The 23,470-nt window shown below is 48.1% G+C and carries 22 protein-coding genes; 3 read left to right on the forward strand and 19 right to left on the reverse strand.

Annotated elements, in window-relative coordinates; genetic code table 11:
- Window position 1 precedes the first annotated feature (1 nt).
- From flgB to sucC, 8 genes are all read right to left on the reverse strand, one after another.
- Entirely contained in the window at window positions 2–412 is a 411-nt protein-coding gene (gene flgB / locus ACEN86_RS13620; RefSeq protein ID WP_495631159.1) for a flagellar basal body rod protein FlgB, read from the reverse strand.
- Window positions 413–790: 378 nt separating this feature from the next.
- Entirely contained in the window at window positions 791–2,197 is a 1,407-nt protein-coding gene (hslU, locus tag ACEN86_RS13625) for an ATP-dependent protease ATPase subunit HslU (RefSeq protein ID WP_495631160.1), read from the reverse strand.
- Between the two features lie 30 nt (window positions 2,198–2,227).
- Window positions 2,228–2,770 (reverse strand): ATP-dependent protease subunit HslV, encoded by a 543-nt coding sequence (gene hslV / locus ACEN86_RS13630; RefSeq protein WP_495631161.1) that lies wholly within the window; start codon window positions 2,768–2,770, stop codon window positions 2,228–2,230.
- 95 nt (window positions 2,771–2,865) lie between these two features.
- Window positions 2,866–4,191: a methylenetetrahydrofolate--tRNA-(uracil(54)-C(5))-methyltransferase (FADH(2)-oxidizing) TrmFO gene (trmFO, locus tag ACEN86_RS13635; protein WP_495631162.1), complete on the reverse strand. Its 1,326-nt coding sequence runs from the start codon at window positions 4,189–4,191 to the stop codon at window positions 2,866–2,868.
- Window positions 4,192–4,231: 40 nt separating this feature from the next.
- Window positions 4,232–6,331: a type I DNA topoisomerase gene (gene topA / locus ACEN86_RS13640; RefSeq protein ID WP_495631163.1), complete on the reverse strand. Its 2,100-nt coding sequence runs from the start codon at window positions 6,329–6,331 to the stop codon at window positions 4,232–4,234.
- An 88-nt stretch (window positions 6,332–6,419) separates the two neighbouring features.
- Window positions 6,420–7,505 carry a DNA-processing protein DprA gene (gene dprA, locus ACEN86_RS13645; RefSeq protein WP_495631164.1) on the reverse strand — a complete coding sequence of 362 codons (1,086 nt, stop codon included), beginning with the start codon at window positions 7,503–7,505 and terminating at the stop codon, window positions 6,420–6,422.
- A 218-nt stretch (window positions 7,506–7,723) separates the two neighbouring features.
- Window positions 7,724–8,653, reverse strand: a complete 930-nt coding sequence (gene sucD, locus ACEN86_RS13650) for a succinate--CoA ligase subunit alpha (protein ID WP_495631165.1) — start codon at window positions 8,651–8,653, stop codon at window positions 7,724–7,726.
- Window positions 8,654–8,680: 27 nt separating this feature from the next.
- Window positions 8,681–9,841 carry an ADP-forming succinate--CoA ligase subunit beta gene (gene sucC, locus ACEN86_RS13655; protein WP_127199646.1) on the reverse strand — a complete coding sequence of 387 codons (1,161 nt, stop codon included), beginning with the start codon at window positions 9,839–9,841 and terminating at the stop codon, window positions 8,681–8,683.
- A gap of 448 nt (window positions 9,842–10,289) precedes the next feature.
- Between sucC and ACEN86_RS13660 the strand changes: the two genes are divergently transcribed.
- Entirely contained in the window at window positions 10,290–11,873 is a 1,584-nt protein-coding gene (locus ACEN86_RS13660) for a YifB family Mg chelatase-like AAA ATPase (RefSeq protein ID WP_495631166.1), read from the forward strand.
- Between the two features lie 292 nt (window positions 11,874–12,165).
- The gene (locus ACEN86_RS13665) at window positions 12,166–12,864 is read left to right on the forward strand and encodes a hypothetical protein (protein WP_495631167.1); all 699 of its coding nucleotides are present in this window, start codon (window positions 12,166–12,168) and stop codon (window positions 12,862–12,864) included.
- A 150-nt stretch (window positions 12,865–13,014) separates the two neighbouring features.
- Here ACEN86_RS13665 and ACEN86_RS13670 read toward each other — a convergent pair whose 3' ends face one another.
- The 10 genes from ACEN86_RS13670 to ACEN86_RS13715 all read right to left on the reverse strand — a co-directional run bounded on the left by ACEN86_RS13670 (window position 13,015) and on the right by ACEN86_RS13715 (window position 22,411).
- Entirely contained in the window at window positions 13,015–13,518 is a 504-nt protein-coding gene (locus tag ACEN86_RS13670; protein WP_495631168.1) for a DinB family protein, read from the reverse strand.
- Between the two features lie 32 nt (window positions 13,519–13,550).
- Window positions 13,551–13,949, reverse strand: coding sequence for a YraN family protein (locus ACEN86_RS13675; protein WP_495631169.1), 399 nt, complete (start codon window positions 13,947–13,949; stop codon window positions 13,551–13,553).
- On the reverse strand, window positions 13,939–14,247 hold the full coding sequence (locus ACEN86_RS13680; protein WP_495631170.1) for an EscU/YscU/HrcU family type III secretion system export apparatus switch protein: 309 nt from the start codon (window positions 14,245–14,247) through the stop codon (window positions 13,939–13,941). Before ACEN86_RS13680 ends, ACEN86_RS13675 begins: the two co-directional genes overlap by 11 nt.
- Window positions 14,244–16,484, reverse strand: coding sequence for a TP0910 N-terminal domain-containing protein (locus tag ACEN86_RS13685; RefSeq protein ID WP_495631171.1), 2,241 nt, complete (start codon window positions 16,482–16,484; stop codon window positions 14,244–14,246). The genes ACEN86_RS13680 and ACEN86_RS13685 overlap by 4 nt, the downstream gene beginning before the upstream one ends.
- Before the next feature lie 160 nt (window positions 16,485–16,644).
- Window positions 16,645–17,265, reverse strand: coding sequence for a ribonuclease HII (rnhB, locus tag ACEN86_RS13690; protein ID WP_495631172.1), 621 nt, complete (start codon window positions 17,263–17,265; stop codon window positions 16,645–16,647).
- Window positions 17,262–18,422 carry a polysaccharide deacetylase family protein gene (locus tag ACEN86_RS13695; protein ID WP_495631173.1) on the reverse strand — a complete coding sequence of 387 codons (1,161 nt, stop codon included), beginning with the start codon at window positions 18,420–18,422 and terminating at the stop codon, window positions 17,262–17,264. Before ACEN86_RS13695 ends, rnhB begins: the two co-directional genes overlap by 4 nt.
- A gap of 299 nt (window positions 18,423–18,721) precedes the next feature.
- The gene (gene ylqF, locus ACEN86_RS13700) at window positions 18,722–19,585 is read right to left on the reverse strand and encodes a ribosome biogenesis GTPase YlqF (protein ID WP_495631174.1); all 864 of its coding nucleotides are present in this window, start codon (window positions 19,583–19,585) and stop codon (window positions 18,722–18,724) included.
- Window positions 19,586–19,727: 142 nt separating this feature from the next.
- Complete coding sequence (gene lepB, locus ACEN86_RS13705) at window positions 19,728–20,351, reverse strand: signal peptidase I (protein ID WP_495631175.1); 624 nt, start codon at window positions 20,349–20,351, stop codon at window positions 19,728–19,730.
- 102 nt (window positions 20,352–20,453) lie between these two features.
- Window positions 20,454–20,798, reverse strand: coding sequence for a 50S ribosomal protein L19 (gene rplS, locus ACEN86_RS13710; RefSeq protein WP_127200719.1), 345 nt, complete (start codon window positions 20,796–20,798; stop codon window positions 20,454–20,456).
- 161 nt (window positions 20,799–20,959) lie between these two features.
- Window positions 20,960–22,411 (reverse strand): 4-hydroxyphenylacetate 3-hydroxylase family protein, encoded by a 1,452-nt coding sequence (locus ACEN86_RS13715; protein ID WP_495631176.1) that lies wholly within the window; start codon window positions 22,409–22,411, stop codon window positions 20,960–20,962.
- Between the two features lie 101 nt (window positions 22,412–22,512).
- On the opposite strand from ACEN86_RS13715, the gene ACEN86_RS13720 reads away from it, so the two are divergent.
- The gene (locus ACEN86_RS13720; protein WP_495631177.1) at window positions 22,513–22,977 is read left to right on the forward strand and encodes a cupin domain-containing protein; all 465 of its coding nucleotides are present in this window, start codon (window positions 22,513–22,515) and stop codon (window positions 22,975–22,977) included.
- Between the two features lie 251 nt (window positions 22,978–23,228).
- Here ACEN86_RS13720 and ACEN86_RS13725 read toward each other — a convergent pair whose 3' ends face one another.
- Complete coding sequence (locus tag ACEN86_RS13725; RefSeq protein ID WP_495631178.1) at window positions 23,229–23,363, reverse strand: hypothetical protein; 135 nt, start codon at window positions 23,361–23,363, stop codon at window positions 23,229–23,231.
- Window positions 23,364–23,470 lie beyond the last annotated feature (107 nt).

Here is a 23,470-nt window from a genome sequence, read left to right on the forward strand (position 1 = left end):
TTTATGCTCTCCCTTCTACTGCTGTTCGCATCATTTTAATTCGGCTGTTCATCTGCTCAATATAAGCGTTATATCTTAGCTGATTCTCTGCCATGGACGACATCTCGGAGTCTATATCAACATTGTTCATATTGTTATTCATCGAAGTAGATTGATCTGTGGTTATCAAGGTATCCGGAACATTGTTAACGGGTCCAATCGCAAAATGCTTGGGGTCTGTTTGTTTCCCCCGGAGTACTATTGTACCGTTATCCATCTGACTTTGCAGCAAGCTCTCGAAAGAAACTTCTGATCTTTTGAAATATGGAGTGTCCACATTCGCGATATTGTTGGCAATGACGCTTTGTCTTGTATTTGCAGCCTTCAATGCGCCTTCCAATCTATCAAACCCTACCCCATTTAATAACTGCACATCCAAGCCCCCCAAAAAGATGAAATATGACCTAATAATTCTGCAATACATCTTTCCATATCTTACGCTAAAAATCCTCTAATTTCGACATTTTTTTCTACTTTGCTTCTCTTTCTATTGTCCTACAAGAGCAAATTCACTATTAATGTCATATATCCTAAGTTTCGTAGAGAATGGCCTATAATACAATGAGAAAAAAGCCCTATTTTTTTAAAAAATTTGGTAATTTATTATAATTATAGCTAAAATCTAATTTCTTTCTTTTAAAACTGCTAAAAATCGACAATCACATTCCTTGGAATTTCGCCAAAATAAAAACCGACCCTTAAGTCCCGGAAAGCAGGACCTTGGTCGGTAACTAACTTCATATATTCTATTCTACAAGATATATTGGCTTAAGTCCCGGTCTTTGGCAATATCGCCCAGCTTTTCGATTACATATTGGGGAGTGATCACCATTTTATCCAGGGTAAGCTCTGGTGCTTCAAAGGATAAGTCCTCCAGCAGCTTTTCGAGTATGGTATGCAGTCTTCTTGCACCAATGTTCTCGGTATTGGCATTCACCGCAGCGGCAATATTGGCAATTTCGCGAATAGCCTCGTTCGAGAATTCAATTTCAATATCTTCTGTACGCAGGAGATCAATATACTGTTTGGTCAAAGCGTTCTGCGGCTCGGTCAATATGGACACAAAATCATCAAGCGTCAGGCTGCTGAGTTCAACCCGGATCGGAAACCGGCCCTGCAGCTCGGGGATCAAATCCGAAGGCTTAGACACGTGGAAAGCCCCGGCAGCAATGAACAGCACATAGTCGGTCTTGACGGGACCATATTTGGTCATAATCGTCGAACCCTCTACGATTGGCAGGATATCACGCTGTACCCCTTCTCTGGATACGTCAGGCCCCGCTCCCTGTCCCCGGCTTGCAACTTTATCAATCTCATCGATAAATATAATCCCCGACTGCTCGGCTCTGCTGATCGACTCCTGTACAACATCATCATGATCAATCAGCTTGTTGGCCTCTTCCTGAGTCAGCACCTTACGCGCTTCCTTTACGGTAAGCTTCCGTCTCTTCGTCCGCTTCGGCATAAGATTTCCGAACATCTCCTGCATATTCATTCCGAGCTGATCATTGCCCTGCCCGGCGAACATGTCGAGCATATTCGGAGCGTTGTCCTCCACATCGATTTCCACGGTCTCATTCTCAAGCTGCCCGGCAAGCAGATTAAACCTAACCTTCCGGCGCTTCTCTGTAACTTCACTATCTTGTTCCGGTTGATCTTCATTCACCTGCGGTGTCCCCTGGTTCTGATTCCCGAATAGCATCTCAAAAGGATTACGCTGGCTCTTGTTCCTGGTAGGAGAAGGAACGAGAATCTGGACAAGACGTTCATTAGCAAGCTCCTCCGCCTTATCCTTGACTTTCTCTGTGCGCTCCTGCTTAACCATACGGATGGCTGTCTCGACCAAATCTCGGACCATAGATTCTACGTCCCGTCCCACATAACCTACTTCTGTGAACTTTGTAGCCTCGACTTTGACAAATGGGGCATTAACCAGCTTGGCTAATCTCCGGGCAATTTCCGTCTTCCCCACACCTGTTGGGCCAATCATCAAAATGTTTTTAGGCACAATCTCATCACGGACCTCGTCGCCAAGAAGATTACGACGGTATCGGTTACGGAGCGCAACGGCTACCGATTTCTTTGCCTGCTTCTGTCCTACAATGTATTTGTCCAGTTCAGCAACAATCTGTCTGGGGGTTAGTGCCTGATTCGTCATATAAATCCCTCCTTGGCTCTCTGAATCTACTTACAGCTCTTCTACAATAATATTCCCGTTCGTGTATACACAGATCTCTGAGGCTACCTTGAGCGATTCTCTGGCCATGTCCTTCGCATCCAGATTAGAAGCGTGGCGCTTGAGCGCTCTAGCAGCCGATAAGGCAAAGTTACCGCCTGAGCCGATAGCCAGGACATCGTCGTCCGGTTCTATAATCTCCCCGCCGCCTGAAATCAGAAGCATTCCTGTCTTATCCATAACAATCATCAAGGCCTCTAACTTGCGCAGCACCCTGTCTTGACGCCAATCCTTAGCTAATTCAACTGCTGCACGCTGAAGGTTCCCGTGATGCTCCTCAAGCTTGCCTTCAAACTTCTCAAATAAAGTAATCGCGTCTGCTACAGATCCGGCAAATCCGGCAACAACCTGACCTCTGTAAAGCCTTCTTACCTTTTTCGCCGTCTGCTTCATAATGACACTCTCACCGAAGGTTACCTGGCCATCGCCGGCGATGGCTCCTTTACCATTATGGCGAACCGCACAAATCGTTGTTGCATGAAAAGACATTTCCATCGATATCACCTCATCTTACTTTATGATTGAACCTATATTTTCAAGACCGAAAACAGATTCACCGCCCTAAGGATTAGGACGGCAACTGGTTGTTTTTATATGGACTCACGGGTTACAAACTGCTCAAGGCTGTCCAGCGCCCTTCGGGCCAGTGCCTCGTTCTTCTCACTTTTCTTCCTGTATCTCTCTTCAAGCTTAGGGAAAAGACCAAAGTTCGCATTCATCGGTTGAAAATGCTTGAAGTCAGCCGTTGTTATATAACGGGCCATACTTCCTAACGTGGTGTCTTCCGGGAACACAATACCTTCCTGCTCCCTTGCCGCTCTCGCTGCATTTATACCGGCAATCAGCCCCGAAGCCGCGGACTCCACATAACCTTCCACCCCAGTCATTTGACCGGCAAAAAACAGCTTGGGACGCTTCTTGGTCTGATAGGTAGGCTCGAGCAGAGTAGGAGAATTAATGAACGTATTGCGGTGCATTACTCCATAACGAACAAATTCTGCGTTCTCAAGGCCCGGAATCATGGAGAAGACCCGCTTCTGCTCTCCCCATTTCAAATGGGTCTGGAAACCGACCAGGTTATACAAGGTCCCGGCAGCGTTATCCTGACGCAGCTGAACTACTGCATGCGGTAATGTGCCGGTATGAGGATTCAATAGACCAACGGGCTTCATTGGCCCGAAAAGAGCGGTCTGCTTGCCGCGCCGCATCATAATTTCGATCGGCATGCAGCCTTCAAAATAGATTTCCTTCTCAAATTCCTTAACCTGGGCGACTTCCGCAGTGATCAGAGCTTCATAGAACGCATCAAATTCCTGCTCTGTCATCGGACAGTTGAGGTAAGCTGCCTCGCCCTTGTCATACCGGGAAGCCAGATAGACCTTCTCCATATCTATGGAGTCTTTCTCTACAATGGGAGCAGCCGCATCATAGAAGTAGAAGTATTCTTCACCCGTAAGTCCTTTAATTTGTTCGGAGAGGGCCGGCGAGGTCAGCGGGCCGGTAGCAATAACGACAATCCCTTCTGAAGGGATTTCTTTCAATTCTTCATTAACTACCGTAACCAGTGGATGCTCGTGAAGCGTTCTTGTAATATCCCCTGAGAACCCGTCTCGGTCTACCGCTAGAGCTCCCCCAGCAGGCACTGCGTTCTTGTCTGCAGAACTGAGCACCAAAGAGTTCAGCCTGCGCATTTCTTCCTTCAGTACACCAACTGCATTGGTAAGACCGTTCGCCCGTAGTGAGTTGCTGCACACCAATTCAGCGAATTTGTCCGTATGATGGGCAGGCGTCTTCACGACCGGCCGCATCTCATATAAAGTCACCGGGATACCGCGGCTTGCAATCTGCCAGGCAGCCTCACTGCCTGCCAGACCTGCTCCGATTACGGTAACCCTTGCCTGATCTGTCAATTTCATAACCTCCTACAATATTGCCAAGCCATTCGGGAATGAATGTTCACTCGGATGCATCGTCATCATTTTCTTCTACTGCTTCTGTATAATCGCACCCCGTGCACTGGAGCTTCGTTCCTTGCTTGTTACGTTTCTCAACCAGCAGTGAACCACACTGCGGACACGGCTTGGGTGATGGCTTATCCCAGGATACGAAATCGCATTCCGGATAACGGTCACATCCATAGAAGACACGGCCTTTTTTGCTGCGGCGTTCCACAACATGCCCTTCTTTACATTTCGGGCAGGTCACACCAATATCCTTAATAATCGGTTTCGTATTCCGGCAATCCGGAAAGCCGGAACAAGCCAGGAATTTACCAAATCTTCCGAGCTTGTAGACCAGCGGCTTGCCGCATTTCTCACAGATCTCATCAGATACTTCGTCCTCAATCTCAATTTCCTTCATCTCTTCTTCGGCAACCTCAAGGCGCTTCTCAAAGGACTCGTAGAATTCACTCAGTACTTTGACCCAATCTTCCTCGCCCTCTTCCACATGGTCGAGGTCACCTTCCATATGAGCGGTAAATTCCACATCAAGAATTTCAGGGAAGAACTGTTCCATTTGCTCAATTACGAGTTCCCCAAGCTCTGTGGGCATGAATTTCTTCTCTTCGATAGCTACGTAACCACGCTTCTGAATAGTCTCAAGAGTAGGTGCATACGTACTCGGACGACCTATGCCCAGCTCTTCAAGCGTCTTCACTAAGCGGGCCTCGGTATATCTTGGAGGCGGCTGGGTGAAATGCTGCTTGGGATCCACGTGCTGAGTCTCCAGCACATCTCCCGACTTCAGCGGAGGAAGGAATTTATCGTCATCGGTGGTTCCATCGTCATTTCCTTCCACGTAGACCTTCATGAAACCATGGAATCTTACCTTGGAGCCCACTGCCCGGAAGGTCGCTTCACCAGCGGCAATATCCACAGAAAGCGTATCCAGAACGGCAGAAGCCATTTGGCTTGCCATGAATCGTTCCCATACCAGCTTGTAGAGTCTATATTGATCCCTGCTCAGGAAAGATTTGATAGAGTCCGGATCACGCATTGCTGAAGTTGGACGAATGGCCTCGTGAGCCTCCTGCGCATTGGCCGCCTTTTTGGAATATTGGCGGGGAGATTCAGGTACAAATTTATCGCCATATTTATCAAGAATATAGTCTTTGGCCTCTTCCTGTGCAGATACCGCAATCCGGGTAGAGTCCGTACGCATATAAGTGATCAGACCCACGGTGCCTTCCTTGCCAAGCTCAACGCCCTCGTACAGCTGCTGAGCGACTGACATGGTCTTGGCTGCACGGAAATTCAATTTTCTCGCAGCTTCCTGCTGCATTGAACTCGTTGTGAACGGAGCAGATGGATGACGGAGACGTTCCTTCTCCTTCACCTCGCTTACCTGGAATGAAGCTCCTTCTATCGCTTGAAGCACCTGCTTGACATCAGCTTCATTTGACAGCTCGATCTTCTCGCCTTTCAGCCTGTGGAATTTGGCCTCAAATGAGGTATCTCCAGTCTTCAAGGCAGCTGTAATACTCCAGTACTCTTCAGGGACAAACTCAGAGATTTCATTCTCCCTGTCGAGAATAATCTTGACCGCCACAGATTGTACACGTCCAGCGGACAAGCCCTTTTTTACCTTTTTCCACAAAAGAGGGCTGATCTTGTATCCTACTAAACGGTCTAATATGCGCCGCGCCTGCTGGGCATTCACCAGATCCATATTGATTTTACGTGGAGTCTTGAATGCATCCTTAACTGCATCCTTAGTAATTTCGTTAAACACAACCCGGCAGCTCTTACTGGCATCCACATCAAGCAGATGCGCCAAATGCCAGGCAATGGCTTCACCTTCACGATCGGGGTCAGCCGCCAGATAAATATTCTTAACTTTCTTGCTCGCACTTTTCAGTTCCTTCAATATAGAACCCTTGCCGCGGATGGTTATATATTTGGGATTAAAGTCATTCTCGACTTCAACGCCAATCTGACTCTTTGGCAGATCGCGAATGTGACCCATAGACGCTTTCACGATATATTTGCTGCCCAGATATTTGCCGATCGTCTTCGCTTTCGCAGGAGACTCGACAATTACTAGTGAATCCGCCATAGGCTCATCCTCCTCTCACAACACTTCACAGTATACTTTACCAAGTAATTTATAGTCTGGTTTATCACTCATCTAACCCGAGTCTGAACTATATTATTTTGTAAATAGAACCAGGTAATTGCACGACCTGCTTTTTTATGATTAAAGATAACAGAACTGAATGCAAAAGTCCAAAATCCCATTTCGTTCTTGAGAGCAATCCATCAAAGCTTAAGGTGCTCTGCTCCAACATATGGTATATGTGCTGCTCCTGTTCTGTCAACTTGTTTCCTTCGGAAGATATTTCATTTTTTGTCGCATGCTGCATCCTTTCAATCCCGTACTCTTCCAAAATATCTGCTGCTGAGGTTACCAGCTTGGCTCCCTGCTTGATAAGTCCCAGAGCACCGCTGCTCTTCGGAGAGGTTATGGGTCCCGGGACGGCAAACACATCCCGGTTCGCTTCCATGGCCGAATCAGCTGTAATCAGCGATCCGCTTCGGACATCCGCTTCAACTACCAGAGTTCCCCGGGTTAGTCCGGCAATTATCCGGTTACGCTGCGGAAATAACCCTGGATGCGGAGGTGTACCTATAGGATATTCTGACACTACAAGCCCATCCGCAGCAATTCGGCGGTATAAAGACGTATGTTCAGATGGATAAGCTGTATCGATGGCAGTTCCGAGAACGGCGATCGTCGCCCCGCCACAGCGAAGGGCAGCTTCATGACAGACCCCGTCTATCCCTCTGGCCATCCCGCTTACGATGGTGACCTCATGCCTGCACAGTTCAGCGGCTAGCATTTCCGCAACTTTCCGTCCATAAGCGGTAGGTACTCTTGTTCCAACCATGGCTATTGAAAATGTACTCAGCAGCCTTCTGTGCCCCATCAGGTACATTGCCCAGGGAGGCCGAACCGTTTCCTTCATTAATATAGGATAATCCTTATCCAGCCGTGTCACTGCTTCTATCCCTTTTTTATGTATTAATTCTTCCCTTTGCTCCAGCCATTCTTCTGTAAATTGACTTGCCATTCTGGCTGCTTGAACCTCGGTTAATCCGCAGTCCACCCAGTCTGAAGCTGTAAATTCGGTTGCCTTCTCCCAGTATTCCATTTCAAGAATCCGCTCTATACTCTTCCATCCGATCCCTGGGGTCTCTTGAAGGCCAATCAGTACTCTCTTCTTCTTCATATCCAAGCTTGCTCCTCCTTTTTAATTAACACACCAGCTGACTATTAATTCGACTATGTACTATAACTTCTATACGCTACTGGCTTCCCTGAATAAGAACAAAAAAAGACAACCTTCTTCCCGTCATCGGAAAAGAAGGTTGCCTACCTTTAGACAAAGTATAGCATATATTGGAAGCTCAGTTCTAATTCAATTTATACTTTGCCCATGAATGCTTCTTAATGAGTTGTGCACTGGCTAAGCATGCCGCGCTCTTCGAGTACAGTCACAAGTGTTGAGCCCATTTCCGCCGGAGTTGGAGCCACTTTAATACCGCAGGACTCAAGCTTGGCGATTTTTTCTTTAGCCGTACCTTTACCTCCGGAAATAATCGCACCCGCGTGACCCATACGTTTGCCTGGAGGAGCAGTTACACCGCCAATGAAGCCAACGACCGGCTTCTTCATATTATCGCGCACCCACTCGGCCGCTTCTTCTTCAGCAGTACCGCCGATTTCGCCGATCATAATTACCGCATGAGTATCCGGATCTTCGTTAAATCTGGACAGAATGTCGATGAATTCGGAACCTTTCACCGGGTCACCGCCGATACCCACAGCAGAAGACTGACCAATACCGCGAGTCGTCAATTGATGAACCGCTTCATAGGTGAGCGTACCACTACGGGAGACAACACCTACATGACCTGGAGTATGAATGTAACCCGGCATAATACCAATCTTACATTCGCCTGGAGTAATTACGCCAGGACAGTTCGGTCCGATAAGCACGGTATTCTTGCCTTCCATGTAGCGTTTCACTTTCACCATATCGAGTACAGGAATACCTTCAGTAATACAGATCACGAGTTCCATTCCTGCATCTACCGCTTCCATAATCGAGTCCGCAGCATATGCTGGTGGAACGTAGATTACGTGCGCTGTCGCGCCTGTTGCTTCCTTGGCTTCACGAATCGAGTTGAAGATCGGCAGAGTTACGGTCTCGCCGTTCTCTAGGGTAATGTCCAGACTTGTACCGCCTTTGCCCGGAGTCACACCGCCGACCATTTGCGTGCCGTATTCAAGGCCGCCTCTTGTATGATACAGTCCGGTTGCTCCCGTAATACCTGAGGTGGTGACTTTCGTATTTTTATCGACCAAAATACTCATATCCAAAGCCTCCTTCTAAATTCCGTATTATGATACGAGCTCTACGATCTTGCGGGCACCATCAGCCATGGAATCCGCAGAGACAATAGCAAGTCCCGATTCTGCCAAGATATTCTTGCCTAATTCGACATTGGTTCCTTCGAGTCGAACTACGAGCGGACGGTCAAGCGAAACCTGCTTGGCTGCTTCAACAATCCCTTCGGCGATAACATCACAACGCATGATGCCACCGAATATATTTACGAAGATACCCTTTACCTTGCTGTCGGACAGGATAATCTTGAACGCTTCAGTTACTTTCTCTGCTGTTGCGCCGCCCCCTACGTCGAGGAAGTTGGCAGGGTCGCCTCCATAGTATTTGATAATATCCATGGTAGCCATGGCGAGGCCAGCTCCGTTAACCATACAGCCGATATTCCCATCAAGAGCAATATAGCTGAGATCAAATTTGGACGCTTCAATCTCCTTCGCATCCTCTTCTTCCAGATCGCGAAGCTCAAGAATATCCTTATGACGGAAAAGGGCGTTGGAGTCAAAGTTAAGCTTGGCATCGAGCGCCATAACTTCGCCATCTCCTGTAACTACAAGCGGATTAATCTCTGCAATAGAGCAGTCTTTCTCAATAAATGCGGTATATAGGGCCAGCATGAACTTTACAGCTTTATTCACAAGTTCATTCGGAATGTTGATCGCGTATGCTAATCTGCGGGCTTGGAATACCTGTAGCCCTACAGCCGGATCCACAACTTCTTTGAAAATTTTCTCTGGCGTTGCTGCCGCAACCTCTTCAATCTCCGTGCCGCCTTCCTCGGAAGCCATAAGCACGACACGCCCGGTTGCACGGTCAACTACCACACCGACGTAGTATTCCTTACGAATGTCACAGCCCTGCTCGATCAACAGGCGCTTCACTTCTTTGCCTTCTGGCCCTGTCTGGTGCGTTACCAGTACTTTGCCAAGGATTTCATTTGCATAGTTACGAACTTCATCCAGATTCTTCGCTACTTTGACGCCGCCAGCTTTACCGCGGCCACCTGCATGTATTTGAGCCTTCACCACGACCACTGGGCTGCCCAGTGCTTCGGCTGCTTCCACGGCTTCATCCACCGTAAATGCCACCCGTCCTTGCGGAACGGTCACTCCATATTGCTTCAGGACTTCTTTTCCTTGATATTCATGGATATTCACTCTAGAATCCTCCTATCAACGGGCGGTTATTAAGGGTATGAGAAATTCCATATAATTTCAAACCCACAATATTGTATCATGTTTTTAAAACGCTTTCCTTAAAAAGTTCGGTAATTCTACATTTTTTTGATATCGTTTTCATCGCGGGTTGAGAATGATCAGCTTCTCCTCACTAGGATATGGGGAATTTTTCTATCCCAACTCTTAAATACATAGTAAAATAGACTTAGTTCATAGTTTGTATTTTCCTACTAGGCTCCAACCTCAGAAACGTACGAGTATGCTAGTTGTAAATAAACCACGTGTCCACCTTGACTTATTAAAAGATTCATCCAATAATTAATCATATTACCTAGAATATGAAGGAATGTATAAGGAAGCACCTTTTTCCTCACGGTACCTGGCTCTAGTATGCCAATACTCCAAGATGAAAGGGTGTTTTTTTGTTATGTATGGAAAATTGTTCAGTTCGTGTTTGTATGGGATAGACGGTGTAATGATCGAGGTAGAAGTGGATCTGTCCAGCGGAATTCCGCAGACCTCTATTATTGGCTTGCCCGACTCAGCGGTCAGGGAATCCATAGAGCGAGTACGTTCAGCCATCAAAAACTGCGGTTATACCTTTCCCCTTCAGAGAGTCACGATTAATTTGGCTCCGGCAGACTTAAGGAAGGAAGGCTCTGCCTTTGACCTCGCTATTGCCCTGGGTCTTCTGACCGCGAGCGGGCAGATCACTCTGCCTGAAGACGAGAAAATGCTGATCATCGGTGAGCTGTCGCTCGAAGGCGGGCTGCGCCCCGTGTCTGGCGTACTGTCCATGGTAGATTTAGCGAAGAGACAAGGCTTCACCTCCGTTCTGCTTCCAAAGTGCAGTGCGGAAGAAGCTTTACTCCTTGAAGGAATAAAGGTATATGGACTCACTCATCTGAAAGAGCTTGCACCTGAAGCCGAACAGTCACAAGGCACTCAAGGAGGTCCTCTTCACATCGGTTCATTCCACCACTTGAAAGAGCAGCCCACTGCCAGGGAGGTACCCACGAATCACTCCTCTGCCGCTCAAGAGGATTACAGCGATGTGCTCGGCCAGCTGCACGTTAAGCGTGCCCTTACGATCGCTGCTGCCGGCATGCACAATATCCTTCTAATTGGCCCTCCGGGAACCGGCAAAACGATGCTTATTCGCCGTCTTCCCACCATCCTCCCGCCTCTGTCCCAGGATGAATCTCTTGAAGTGACGAAGATCTTCAGCGCAGCAGGTAAGCTCAAGGAACCGGAGGCCGGCCTTATTCGTACAAGACCCTTTCGGTCTCCCCACCATACAATCTCAGCAGCAGGCATCGTTGGAGGAGGAACCATTCCCAAACCCGGTGAAGTCAGCCTCGCCCATAAGGGAATCCTGTTCCTGGACGAGCTGCCTGAATTCTCACGCGGGGCCCTAGAGGTACTGAGGCAGCCGCTCGAAGACCGGGCCGTTACTATAAGCCGAACGAAGGCGGCATTTACCTTCCCGGCTCATTTCATTCTGGCGGCATCGATGAATCCTTGTCCGTGCGGTTACTTAGGGACCGAACCGCCACTTCCTCCGTGCACATGCGGTCCAGGACGCATTCTTCGCTACCGTGACAAGATATCCGGCCCCCTGCTGGACCGAATTGATCTACAGGTCGAGGTGCCCCGTCCCGGAGACTGGCCCCATGATCCGGCGCCCCTCTCTTCGGCTTCAATGAGGAAGAAAGTTCAGGCGGCGCAGGCGCGTCAGCAGGAACGCTATCATAAACATAAGATTTCCTGGAACAGTGAATTGTCAGGAAGCACCCTGCGCCGATTCACTCAGCTGAGCGGTGAAGCCGAGGCGTTGATGAGGACCACTTTCGAGGCTCTTGGACTGAGCATGCGGGCTTATGACCGTATTTTGAAATTGGCGCGTACTATTGCGGATATTGATGATTCCGATGCCATTACCCCATCCCACGTAGCTGAAGCGATTCAATACCGACAGCTGGACCGCCGCAGCCGGGATTTGCTGGGGTAGCAGGCCGGCATTTGGCGGAAGAAAGGTGATGTAAAAGTAGAGAGGACTACAAGCACCCAAACTCGCTCATTCGGTCACCTAGAAAAGGTTAATCCCTCACCTTCAAACGCCTTTTGATTCTATCATTATGGCATGCTAATTTACTATCATGTACCATTAAATGATAAATATTGATATAATTGGATGAATGATAGCTTGCATGAGTGGATAAATCCTGCGAATGAAATTTCGATTAATGTTAAAATTTAAGGTTTATGGCTTTACAATAGAACACAAATAGGAGATGAGTTACATGAAGAAAATGTTCATCTTAACACTTATCGCATCTTTAGTCATCATTGCAACCACCTCTTCAATTATGTACTCCCGTTCAAAAGATGCATGGGTACCTAAGGAAAATATCACAAAGGGATTTGATGATATAAAAAAGAGCCTTGATGAGACACAGGACTCTAAGAAATTATCTAAATTAGTTATAGCTAAGAACATCGAAGTCAGTAAGAAACAATTTATCTTTTATAAAAAAAACTATGAATTAACAAGTAAATTAACAAGCAATCAGCAAGGAATTGCCTCCCAGTTAAAGTTAAGTGATACTGATCTTATTGACAATCTAGTTAAAGAAGAGCTTGCGGTCAATTACGCTAAAAAACTAGGTATAACGGTTTCAGAAAAAGAGATCAGTGAGGAAGTTTCTCGAAATCAAGAGGCTATAGACAATCCAGACACAGACATAGACAAAGGAAATGAACTGGTCAAAGAACTAATGAAAAACCGAATAAGAATAACGGATTTGACAAAAGAACAATTTTGGAAAAGCAAAGAAACAAGATATGAATATGAAAAAGCAATCTTTCTCGGTAAGCTCGGTACAAAGTTAGTTGAGGAAAAGAAAATTAATGATCTGTCTGAAATGAATGCATTTGAAGACTCTCTTTTAGCTGAGTATAAGAAACAAAATACTATTAACTATGATGTTCTTATTAAATAAACGATGCCTTTCATAACACCTCTCTTAGAATTCCGGGATAGCAAGCAGGCTTAAGCATTAAAAGAAAGATATAACAAAAAAAGAGACCCTAAAGATAAGCTACTTTAGAGTCTCTTTGATATCTCGTTATGTAATCTGCTTAATGAAAGATCACACCTCAGGCGGCTGCATCCCTATGGCCGTCCATTCCTCCATTGAAGGACCATAAACGCCTGGAACCGGAAGACCCGCCTGACGCATCAGTACAGTCATCTGTCCGCGGTGATGAATCTGATGGCGGATCAGCACCGTAAGCGTGAGCCCTTTAGGCCATATGTCACCATACATCTCGTTCGTCTCTGCCAGGGTGCTGTCGGTCCACTGCTGCCTGATGGCTTCGCTCAAGGCCTTGCTGGCCTCACGGTAGCTTTCGGCAATAGCGCTCGCTGAGGCAGGAACCGGCGCATCTTCATGCGGGGCTTCGAACACAAGACCTGTCCGCGATAACATCTCGTGCAAGGTGGTAACGATGTGCCATGCAATCCGCCCTAAAGTCCGATGATTCGGGACGATGGCCTGGGACAAGGATTCATCTGTTAGTACATCCAGAATGCTCTCAGTCATTGCACTTTCATGTTTCCAACTATCCTCAAACGATTTAATCGTTGTGAACATAAGCAGCCATCTCCCTATTCGTAATTTATTCTTTAAAAAGCATTTTCCACATGCTCCAGTGACTCAAATCTTCCATCATGCCCCAATTGAACCGCTATAACGTCGAATCTAACAGCCGAATCAGAAGTGTTCTTGCTATGCAGATACACGGCAGCTGTCGACCTGACCTGAGTTATTTTACGGGCAGTGATAGATTCCAATGCAGTTCCATAAGCTAGTGATCTACTGCTGCGGCTGCGAACCTCTACAAAGACGATTACCCGGCTTAGCTCGGCGATGATATCAATCTCGCCGCTTCGGCAGCGCCAATTCCGTTGAATAATCCGGTAACCCTTATCCACTAAATAGGAAGCCGCCTCATGCTCGGCAAAGCTTCCCCTTTCCTTCCGCAAATCCTTATACTTGCCTTTGCTCCTCAGATCATTCTCCACGGCTGAGTCCCTTCTCAGCAGCCCGGTCCGACCGGTAGATGAAGCTGAGTATTTCAGCTACCAAAGCATACAGCTCCGGCGGAATCTGCTGATCCAGATCCAGCTTGGACAGCACCTCCACCAGGGCAGCATCCTCCTGAACCGGGATACCGTGCTCTTTGGCCTTCTCCAAAATTCGTTCCGCCAGGTGGCCCGTTCCTTTGGCCGCAATGACCGGCGCTTCATGCTCCGATGGCTCATATTTCAGAGCCACTGCCCGTTTCATAGAGAGATTCCGTTCTCCAGACTTCTCCTTCATATCCGGAAATCCACTCCTTTATAAGCTGGGGGAACATAAAGCGGCGGTACACTGTCCGCCCCCGGCTTCTTAGATGAGGTATCCATCGCTTCCGCTTTCAAGGACAACAACCGGTACCCTGCCGATTCGATGGCATCCTTAATCTCATCCTGCCTGCTCTCGATAAAAGTACCTACAGCTTCCTGCTCACTGTGTATCTTCAGGATGACCTTCTTGTCAGCAACCTGAACATCCACCATGACCTGGCCGAGATGCTTCATTTGCAGGTCGAACCAGAGCCGGCAGTTCGAGGCGTCCAGCTCCCCACGCTTGCCGCGTCTGGACTGAATATGAACGGAAGCCGTCTGATCTCCATCCGGGCCGGTGAACGGCAGGAACATCGTCATCTGGGCAAAAGGAGCCGTGCGATCTGTGTTCATCAGCAGCTGCTGTCCGGTAAGCTGGTTCACAAGCTGCTTCGCGGTATCCTGCAGCTGCGGCGGCAGGTCACTTGAATCAAGCACCTGCATGAGCAGGCTCTTGAGCGTCTCCTTGATCGCGGCGGCGGGCTCTGCAGCCGCTGCTGGCACATCCGGCAGCGCCGCAGGGCCTGCGGCCGCCGGGCTTCCTGCCGCTGCGGGGCCGCCAGCCGCGGCGTGCCGCTCGTGCTGCCCGGCAGGCACAGCCGCCCCGGGCACTGCCTGAGCCGCACCGCTGCGCGCGGGTGCGGCTTCCCCGCCCGGCGCGGCCTGCGGCACGCTGCCGGAAGGCCCTTCGCCGCCGGGCGCTGCTGCGCCGCCCGCCGCGGCGGAAGCCGCGCGCGCCGCGCCTTCGGCAGGCGGCGCCTCCGGCGTCGGTGACGCGCCAAGCGTCACCGTGCGCGCCGTCTGCTGCTCGTGCTCTGCACCGAGCAGCTTCAGTACCCGCGCCACCCACGGCTCTGCCCCGTGGGTGCGCGCCGGCGAAGAGGCCGCAGGCTCTTCGCCCGTGCCCCCTGGAGCTGCAGCCGCAGGCGCAGCTCCGGGTTCTTCAGGCGCGGGAGCTGCCGCGCCTGAGAGGGTTCCAGCTGCCCCTTGAGTAGCGGAGCCTGATGAAGGGGCGGCGGAAGCAGCACTGCTTGCTGCTGGTCTTGCAGAATTAACTCCATTCCCGTCTGTCCCAGCATGAACTCCACTTCCGTCTTCCGCTTCCATATTGCTCAGCTCACTCGCGGCTCCAACTGTCATTTGACCTGCGTTTTCAACAGAGGTCCTGGACACACCTGATCCCGCATTTAAGATTGTACCATAATTATCCAGAACAGCGCCATTTCCACCGCCAGCAATCCCAGTCCCCACTGACCCTGTTCCTTGTCTGCTACCTGCCTCCTGCCTTCCTTCAGCTAACAAAGTATTAGCCGCAGCAGATGGAGAAGCTGCGCTCTGCGACCCCAGGTTACGCAGCTCTTCAAGCAGCCCCTGGACTTTAAGCAGAAGTTCACTGCCTTTAGAAGGTCCAGCTGCCGTAATATGTCCGGTCTGTCCGGCCCTTTCTGAACCTGACCCGCTCGCCCCCTTCAGTTCATGGGGCTGCAAAGCCTCAGCATCCGGTACCTTCTGCCCCGCTGCAGATCCTGCCTGACCGCCTGAATTAAGGCGAGTAGAACTCTCCTGATCTGTAATCTCTGATAGCAAAGCTGACACCTGCTCTCCAAGTGTAGAGAGCAGATCCTGTACCGAGGTTCCGAACACGGCTTGATTCAGACCGGCCACACTTGCGGCCGTTATGGGGAGACCCCGGTGAAAGGCGATTGCGGCAGACTCCACCCACTGTTCCAGTGGAAGCCCCTGCGGCTTACTGGCAAGGGACTGCTGAAGCGCTGAAGCCTGATCTTTCGTCAAGGGAATTCCCTGGGTCTGCATCAGTTTTAGCATTTCTCGATTCTCTGTAGTATTCTCCATTCCGAAGCTGTCCAGCATTTCAGCCAGTGACCGATCCGTTAGTGAAGCCGATGAAGTGAAGTTAAGGGGCTTTAAAACCGCCATACCATCCTTCCCTGGAGGCTGAACCTGAAGAAGGGTCGTCTGTCCTTTTTGCAGCGGGGTCTCCAGAACAGCCCTTAACTGAACGCCCTGGACCTGAACCACGGCCTCCTGGCCATTCTCGGATACACTTAGCACAACCCCGCGAATAACCTGGCCCATCTTTAATTCCAGCTCCTTCGGCTGGCCAGCCCTGTTCTCACCAAGTAGCCCCCGTACGATGGGTCCGATGTTCATCTTCCTTTGCCCCCTTTATTTGCAGTCTTCCCTCGAATGAACATAAAGAAAGCACCTATTGGTGCCTTTTCAATTAAACCCATATCTATTTTATCGGAAGCTCATCTTAAATAGTTGAACCTCCTTATAAGAAAAACCCGCCTTCTAAGCGGCGGGTAAGTTAGAACAATTCCTGCTGACGTATGAACAAATTACGCATAAAGCTTTTACGATGCATAGGTGTTGCGCCCAGGGACAGAATTTGTTCCCTATGCAGCTTGGTGGCATATCCTTTATGTACAGCAATTCCATATTCGGGGAACATCGCTTCCCATTCTCCTTGGCAGAGCCGATCTCGGGTAACTTTAGCCACAATGGAAGCAGCCGCAATAGATTGACTGAGGGCATCCCCTTTAATTACAGCCATCTGCGGGATGTCTGAATCCACTTTCTCCGCATCTATCAGCAGGTAGTCCGGCGTAACAGACAGCTGCTCCAAAGCTTCTTTCATGGCTAACCGGGTTGCCTGCTTGATATTAATTCTATCAATGGTGTCTGCATCGGCAAATCCGACCCCTACAGCGACAGCCTTCTCCATTATGGTCTCGTAGAGCATTTCCCGCTTCTTCTCACTAAGCTTCTTGGAATCAGTTACTCCTTCAATCAGAATATCCTGAGGAAGAATAACGGCGGCCGCAACCACATCTCCGAACAGACATCCGCGGCCCACCTCATCAATTCCAGCAATATGGCGGAAGTTCTCCCGCCAATATTGCTTCTCATAAGTTAACATATCCGTCACGCTGCTTCTCCACTCCCCACCACATTTACGGACGGAGCCTGGGACTTAGTATTCTTAACTACTGACTTGCGTTGCCTCTCAGGCTCTGGAATAACCTGCTCCAGAGTCTTCAATGGACCCTGATTCAGCAAATCAAATGGACTGCTAAGCTTCTTCGCCTTCTGCTCCGCGCCGTTCTTCATTAATTTGATAAGTTCGTCGGGATTATTCTTGATCCCGCCGGCGTTGACTCGGTACCCGTTCAACTGCCCTTTTTTGTTAATCCCCGGTTTAACGGTGAATGTGATCTTAATGCCAAGCTCGCGGCATACTTCCAGTGTTGACTTCGTATAGGCTCCATAAGGAAAGGCAAGGATATCCATGTCGTTATTCAGCTTTTCCTTCAGCATAGCTTGAGCCATAGAAAGATCTGTCTTTACCCGTGACTTAAATTCTTCATTGGTCTCTTTGCGCTTCAATTTCTCGAGATACATAGGACCCGCAAGAACGGCTCTTGTTGCTTTATGTGAAGCATTTGTAGGCGCCTGGATATGGGAGTCATACGTGTGATTGTAGAAATCAATCCCATTCTGGTGCATAGTATCAATTTGATCCCACGTTAATTTGGGTATCCCGGGATGCTTTGGATTATCAATTGTATTGAGGATAATGAACATCGTTGCAGGAACTTTATTTTCCTTTAGCACCGGATAAGCATACTGGTAAAAAGATTCGTACCCATCGTCAAAAGTCATTAATACGGCATTGTCGGGAACCGGCGTACCTTTCAAAATGAAGTCATTATATTGCTTCATGGTAATCCATTTGAACCCGTTCGCCTTCATCAATTCAATCTGGCGCTTGAATTTGGAGACCAGTACTGTGCCCGCATCAATCTGTTCAGGGGTTACTTCATGATACATCAGTACAATGACCTTATTACGATAATATACTTTATTGGGCGTTACGGGGGAAGTTAATTTCTGGTCGTTATGTTTATTAACCGGGCCTCCGCTGGTTTTAGCAGTACCCAGACTTGCTCCAAGCTGACCCATGGTGCTTAAAGGAGTTAAGTTGTTAATTTTAGTATTGCGGCTTCCTTTCTCCCAAAGAAATGCTGCGGCTACTATAATGATAAGACCAACCAATGCTGCAGACATCCATTTTTGATTTTTCATTTTCCTCCAATTTCCTCTCTATCCAATTCAACTTAATTCTTTAACAGATTAACATACCCTACTAAGGGGTTCGTTTCGTTTTTGTAACATTTTTATCGGTTAAAGCATTTCAATTGTAAAGTGGTATCTGGATAATTTTTCATTTAATCTGAATCAGCTGCTTAAGAATCCTCCTCCCCTATGTTCTATAACTAAGACGCATAAGAAGGAAAAATGTTTCAATATTTTGGATTTACTTCCAAATGGGTTATGTATATTACAACAAAAAAAAGCGCCGGCTCAGCCGACGCTTGGTTAAATCAATAAGGGGATTCCATGCTGAATCGGCCCAGCTTGCCAGCCCTCAGCTCTCTGAGCATAATTCCAGATGCCTTCTCGAGATCCACCCGGCCTCCGCTTATAATGCAGCCGCGTTTTCTTCCAATGGCCTCCATTACAGCAACAATCTCATCTGGATTCTCAAGATCCTGTGGCCGTTCTCCCAGATCGAATCTTTCCTGAAGCTGAGTCCAGTAATATTGACATAGATATTTTATTGCGAAAAAGGCGATGTCTTCCACGTTCAGAATTTCTTCCTTTATCGCCCCCGTTGCAGCCAAGCGGTAACCGACATTCTGGTCTTCGAATTTGGGCCATAGGATACCAGGGGTATCCAGCAGCTCCATTTCTGTCCCGACCTTGATCCACTGCTGACCTTTCGTCACTCCCGGCCGATCTCCGGTTGCGGCTATGCTACGGCCTGCTAGACGGTTGATCAGCGTAGATTTCCCGACATTCGGAATTCCGACGATCAACGCCCGTACCGCCCTTGGTCTAATTCCCTTAGCAATCTGGCGGTCAATTTTCTCCTTGAGCAGTTCCTTTGCCTTAAGCGGGATTTCCTTAACCCCTTGTCCGGTGGAGGCATCTGCTGTAACTGCCGTATGTCCTTCCCGCTTGAAGTATTCCACCCATTCCCGGGTAACCGCCGGGTCAGCCAGATCGGATTTGTTAAGCAGAATCAGCCTCGGCTTGTTCAGCAGGATCTCGTCGATCATGGGATTGCGGCTGGATAGAGGAAGGCGGGCGTCCAGCAGCTCAATGACCACATCAATCAGACTCAGCTTCTCCTGAATCTGTCTCCGTGCTCTCGTCATATGTCCGGGGAACCATTGTATTGTCATCGTCTTGTGCACCTCTATTTTCCCTATACTTATGGATATGTATCCATATATAGAGAACGAACTAAAGACTGTTTCCAGCTTTAGTTCGCTCCTATGTAAAATGGATGAACAAGTGTATGCTTCGTCCATCCATTTTTAAGTATTAGTGTTTGATAAAATGAATATCCTTCATCGGCCAGAATACCAGATCGGCACGGCCAACAATCTCCTTCTGGGAGATAAAACCTAACCGGCGGCTGTCTGTACTGTTCGAACGATTGTCGCCCATGACAAACACATACCCTTCCGGTACTTTCCCGTCCTTGAATTGCTCATTGGGGAAGTCGGCTTCATCATTGTACAGCTGATTGTTCTTATGCTTCTCATCTATGGCTTCTTGAATGTAAGTCTCATTGACTTTGACTCCATTCACCGTAACCGTGTCGCCTTCGACCTTCACCGTATCGCCCGGTACGCCGATTACACGCTTAATAAAGTCCCGTCCTTCGGTAGGTACATGGAACACCACGACTTCTCCATGACGAGGCTGTCTGAAATCATAAAGAATTTTATTTACGATAATCCGTTCACCCGTGTGAAAATTAGGCTGCATTGAAGGCCCATCTACAATAAACGGGGCAAAGAAAAGCCAACGAATCAGGACAACCAGTACAACCGCAATCACAATGGCTTTAAGCCATTCAAGCGCCTCATTTTTCTTCTTCCTGGACGGTTCCGGTGTTACTTGTGTTCTATCCGGCTGCTCCGATTGAAATTGCTGTTCCATAGCTCGCTGCCCTCTCTTTATCTACAGGATGGTATTCGTATACCTATTTTATTAAAAACGAAAGGGGCTTGAAGATCAAGCCCCCGGATCGTTATCCATAGATTAACGACGTACTTCTTTAATTCTAGCTGCTTTACCGCGAAGTTCGCGAAGATAGTACAGCTTAGCACGACGCACTTTACCACGGCGAGCCACTTCGATTTTATCGAGTTTTGGGGAATGAAGCGGGAAAGTTCTTTCCACACCTACACCATTGGAAATTTTACGAACTGTAAAAGTTTCACTGATTCCACCGCCACGACGCTTGATAACAACACCTTCAAACAACTGGACACGCTCACGAGATCCCTCGATAACCTTTACGTGCACTTTCAAAGTGTCACCAGGGCGGAAACTCGGAATATCCTGACGAAGTTGTTCCTGCGTAATCGCTTGTACGATATTCATATATGACTCCCTCCTTCCACTCAGGTGTTCTTACATCTTCCGAAGAAATCCTATGTTCTTCATCATTATCCGCAGAGGACCACCGAATTCACAACAAATGCAATTGTATCATACTAAAGCATGTATAGCAAGAACTTTAGCGCCCCGAAAAAATCACGTCATTATTTATGCTTCATCCATTGTTTCACTATATTGATATACTTTTCTCTATCCGACAGATTGGCATAAATCCGCTCCGTGAGTGTCCCAGGGCTCCCGAAGAAGAAACGTTCATATTGGCTCTGCCTTCCGCCGAAAGCACTGAGGCTCAGCTCCCAAGCCAGTCTGAATAAATGCACCTTCGTGTACGCGTCCACATCTACACCTTGCAGATACTTATCCAGATAAGGGGAGATGGGAGAGTTAAAGTCCTGCTCGGATGGAATCATAATCAGATCACTGGAACCCAGAAGCTGGATCGCCTCCACAATTCGCGGATAGACTTTGGGATACCAGGCATTTGCCGCATACAGCGGCTTCGGACTCGGCAGCATGATTCCCCACTCATCCATGGAGGACTGCTCTTCGGAAGCAATAACAAAGGCTTTCAGGGTCTCGAGTGCAATCAGAATTTCAGAGACCTTTTCGATGAACAATCGGTCTATGCTCTTATCCTGACATTCCGCCAAATATTCAAGTACACCAATGAGGAATTCTGTTTTGGCAATATATCGGCACAGAATCTGATGCGACACGTGCGTATGGAAATGACTTTGTACGAAAAAATTCTCAGATAGCTCCTCATCTCCATATAAAAACATTCTGTCATGCGGAACTAATACATGATCCAGAATGACCAGCGTATCCATCTCCTCGTAACGCGAGCTTAGCGGGTAATCGTACTTGGAAGAGCCCATTACCGTGTTCTCCCGGCAAATGAACTTAATCCCCTTCAGGTTGCTCGGAACAGCAAAGAAGAACGCATACGGATTCACAGGATCCAGTGTTGTTGGAGGCTGGGGATAGATCAGCAGCTCTTCCGCCGTAGCTCCCTGTGTGTTTAACAGAAAGGCTCCGCTCACCAAATACCCATCTGGAGTAATCTCGTGAACCCGCGCGGCTGACGATTCGCTTCCGTTATCCAGCATGGCTGACAGCCTGCTTACTTTGGACTGGATAAAGCCATGGGACAAGGTGATATCATTCTCACGGCAGTAGACATAATAATTTTTGAGATTCTCAGCAAATTGAGGGTTGCTGCCAGCAAGTAAATCGGCGGCACCCGAGAAAGCCATGAGGGCGGTGTTCATATAGTCGGGAGAACGCCCCAGGAAGCCGTGATGCCTCTCAGCCCATAGTGACATCATATCTCTGCGTCTGCTTAAGTCTGTTTTGCTCGTGGGATGCAGAAAAGATAACCCGACCCGATCTCCTGTATCAGGAGAAATATAGGTCATCTTATCCCTATAGGATTCCTCAAATTGCATATCATACAGCGATGCCTGGGACTGAATCAAACCACGAAAAGCCATATGGTCCGAAAGCTTCCCTTGAATAGGTGCCCCATGCAGCCAAACCTCTGGGCTCAGCCTATTCAAATTCTCCACGTACTGCTTACCGGTTTTGATCGACATGAGAACGCCTCCTAAGCCTGCACCATCTGACAATCCGTCCTAAAAGCGGTATATTAATAGGGATAACGATTAGAAACTTATTTGGAAAGAAGGAATTCAACATGACTGAAAAGCAGCTTTCCCCGCTGGTCGAAGCTTTGCAATTATCCCCTCACGTGGAGGGCGGATGGTATAAGGAATTATGGAAGGCTTCCTTTGAAATTCCTCAACAGCTTCTTGGAGATGAATACTCAGGCCCCCGCTATGCTGCCTCTTCTATTTATTTTCTGCTGCACGCGGATGAAGCCTCGGATTGGCACACGGTCCTCTCCGATGAAGTCTGGCTGTGGCACTCGGGAAGCCCGCTTCTGCTAACCTTGGGCGGAGATGGCGACCAGCCTGACAAAACTCAAGAAATTATTCTAGGTCCCGACATTCTGAATGGCCAGACGCCTCAGGCCTTGGTGCCTGCCAAGGTATGGCAGTCAGCCAAGCCGCTCGGTGATGAACCTGTCTTGGTATCTTGTGTTGTAGCTCCAGGATTTCATTATGATGACTTCCGATTGATTGACAAAAGCAGCAAATAACATGATTCAACTGGTTTGTTAGCATGGCTTCATTAGTAATATACGAAGCTTAAGTATACTAAATGTATGTCTACGTAATTAAAAAGATCATTTTCCTGGCGGACCTTGATCCGTCAAGAAAATGATCTTTTATTATCTGAATTAAACCGTTCCATACTCCACCGTTTACTCATTTGGCAAAGTCTCTATAATACGGTCTGTCTCCGCCTGAATTGTGTCGGTAAGCTCATACATACTGACTCCTCCTTTACTCATTTACGATTCGCATAGTAGGCAAGCACATCATCTACTGTTTTGAAAGGCTCTGTGAACTTTTGTTCCGACTCTTTCTCAGGTTCCATAAATACTTCTATTGTAGGCAGCTCCCGCTGCGTTTCCGGTATCATGTCTTAATCCCTCGCTTGTAATTTGCTGTTTGTATTATCTTATTACCCTATTTCCCTCCTTCTTTAACAAAATACTTCTTTATTTTATGCAGAAGGACCAATAAGGG

The organism is Paenibacillus sp. Paensp111, assembly GCF_059492195.1.

Excerpts from the sequence above, each read along its gene's own strand:
- ACEN86_RS13680 (WP_495631170.1), bottom strand. The coding sequence starts at position 14,247 with ATGAAGGAGAAGTCTGGAGAACGGAATCTCTCTATGAAACGGGCAGTG.
- hslU (WP_495631160.1), bottom strand. The coding sequence starts at position 2,197 with ATGACGAATCAGGCACTAACCCCCAGACAGATTGTTGCTGAACTGGAC.
- topA (WP_495631163.1), bottom strand. The coding sequence starts at position 6,331 with ATGGCGGATTCACTAGTAATTGTCGAGTCTCCTGCGAAAGCGAAGACG.
- ACEN86_RS13665 (WP_495631167.1), top strand. The coding sequence starts at position 12,166 with ATGAAGAAAATGTTCATCTTAACACTTATCGCATCTTTAGTCATCATT.
- trmFO (WP_495631162.1), bottom strand. The coding sequence starts at position 4,191 with ATGAAATTGACAGATCAGGCAAGGGTTACCGTAATCGGAGCAGGTCTG.
- sucD (WP_495631165.1), bottom strand. The coding sequence starts at position 8,653 with ATGAGTATTTTGGTCGATAAAAATACGAAAGTCACCACCTCAGGTATT.
- ACEN86_RS13660 (WP_495631166.1), top strand. The coding sequence starts at position 10,290 with ATGTATGGAAAATTGTTCAGTTCGTGTTTGTATGGGATAGACGGTGTA.
- rplS (WP_127200719.1), bottom strand. The coding sequence starts at position 20,798 with ATGAATATCGTACAAGCGATTACGCAGGAACAACTTCGTCAGGATATT.
- dprA (WP_495631164.1), bottom strand. The coding sequence starts at position 7,505 with ATGAAGAAGAAGAGAGTACTGATTGGCCTTCAAGAGACCCCAGGGATC.
- ACEN86_RS13670 (WP_495631168.1), bottom strand. The coding sequence starts at position 13,518 with ATGTTCACAACGATTAAATCGTTTGAGGATAGTTGGAAACATGAAAGT.
- lepB (WP_495631175.1), bottom strand. The coding sequence starts at position 20,351 with ATGGAACAGCAATTTCAATCGGAGCAGCCGGATAGAACACAAGTAACA.
- ACEN86_RS13715 (WP_495631176.1), bottom strand. The coding sequence starts at position 22,411 with ATGTCGATCAAAACCGGTAAGCAGTACGTGGAGAATTTGAATAGGCTG.
- hslV (WP_495631161.1), bottom strand. The coding sequence starts at position 2,770 with ATGGAAATGTCTTTTCATGCAACAACGATTTGTGCGGTTCGCCATAAT.
- ylqF (WP_495631174.1), bottom strand. The coding sequence starts at position 19,585 with ATGACAATACAATGGTTCCCCGGACATATGACGAGAGCACGGAGACAG.
- ACEN86_RS13695 (WP_495631173.1), bottom strand. The coding sequence starts at position 18,422 with ATGAAAAATCAAAAATGGATGTCTGCAGCATTGGTTGGTCTTATCATT.
- ACEN86_RS13725 (WP_495631178.1), bottom strand. The coding sequence starts at position 23,363 with ATGATACCGGAAACGCAGCGGGAGCTGCCTACAATAGAAGTATTTATG.
- ACEN86_RS13720 (WP_495631177.1), top strand. The coding sequence starts at position 22,513 with ATGACTGAAAAGCAGCTTTCCCCGCTGGTCGAAGCTTTGCAATTATCC.
- ACEN86_RS13685 (WP_495631171.1), bottom strand. The coding sequence starts at position 16,484 with ATGAACATCGGACCCATCGTACGGGGGCTACTTGGTGAGAACAGGGCT.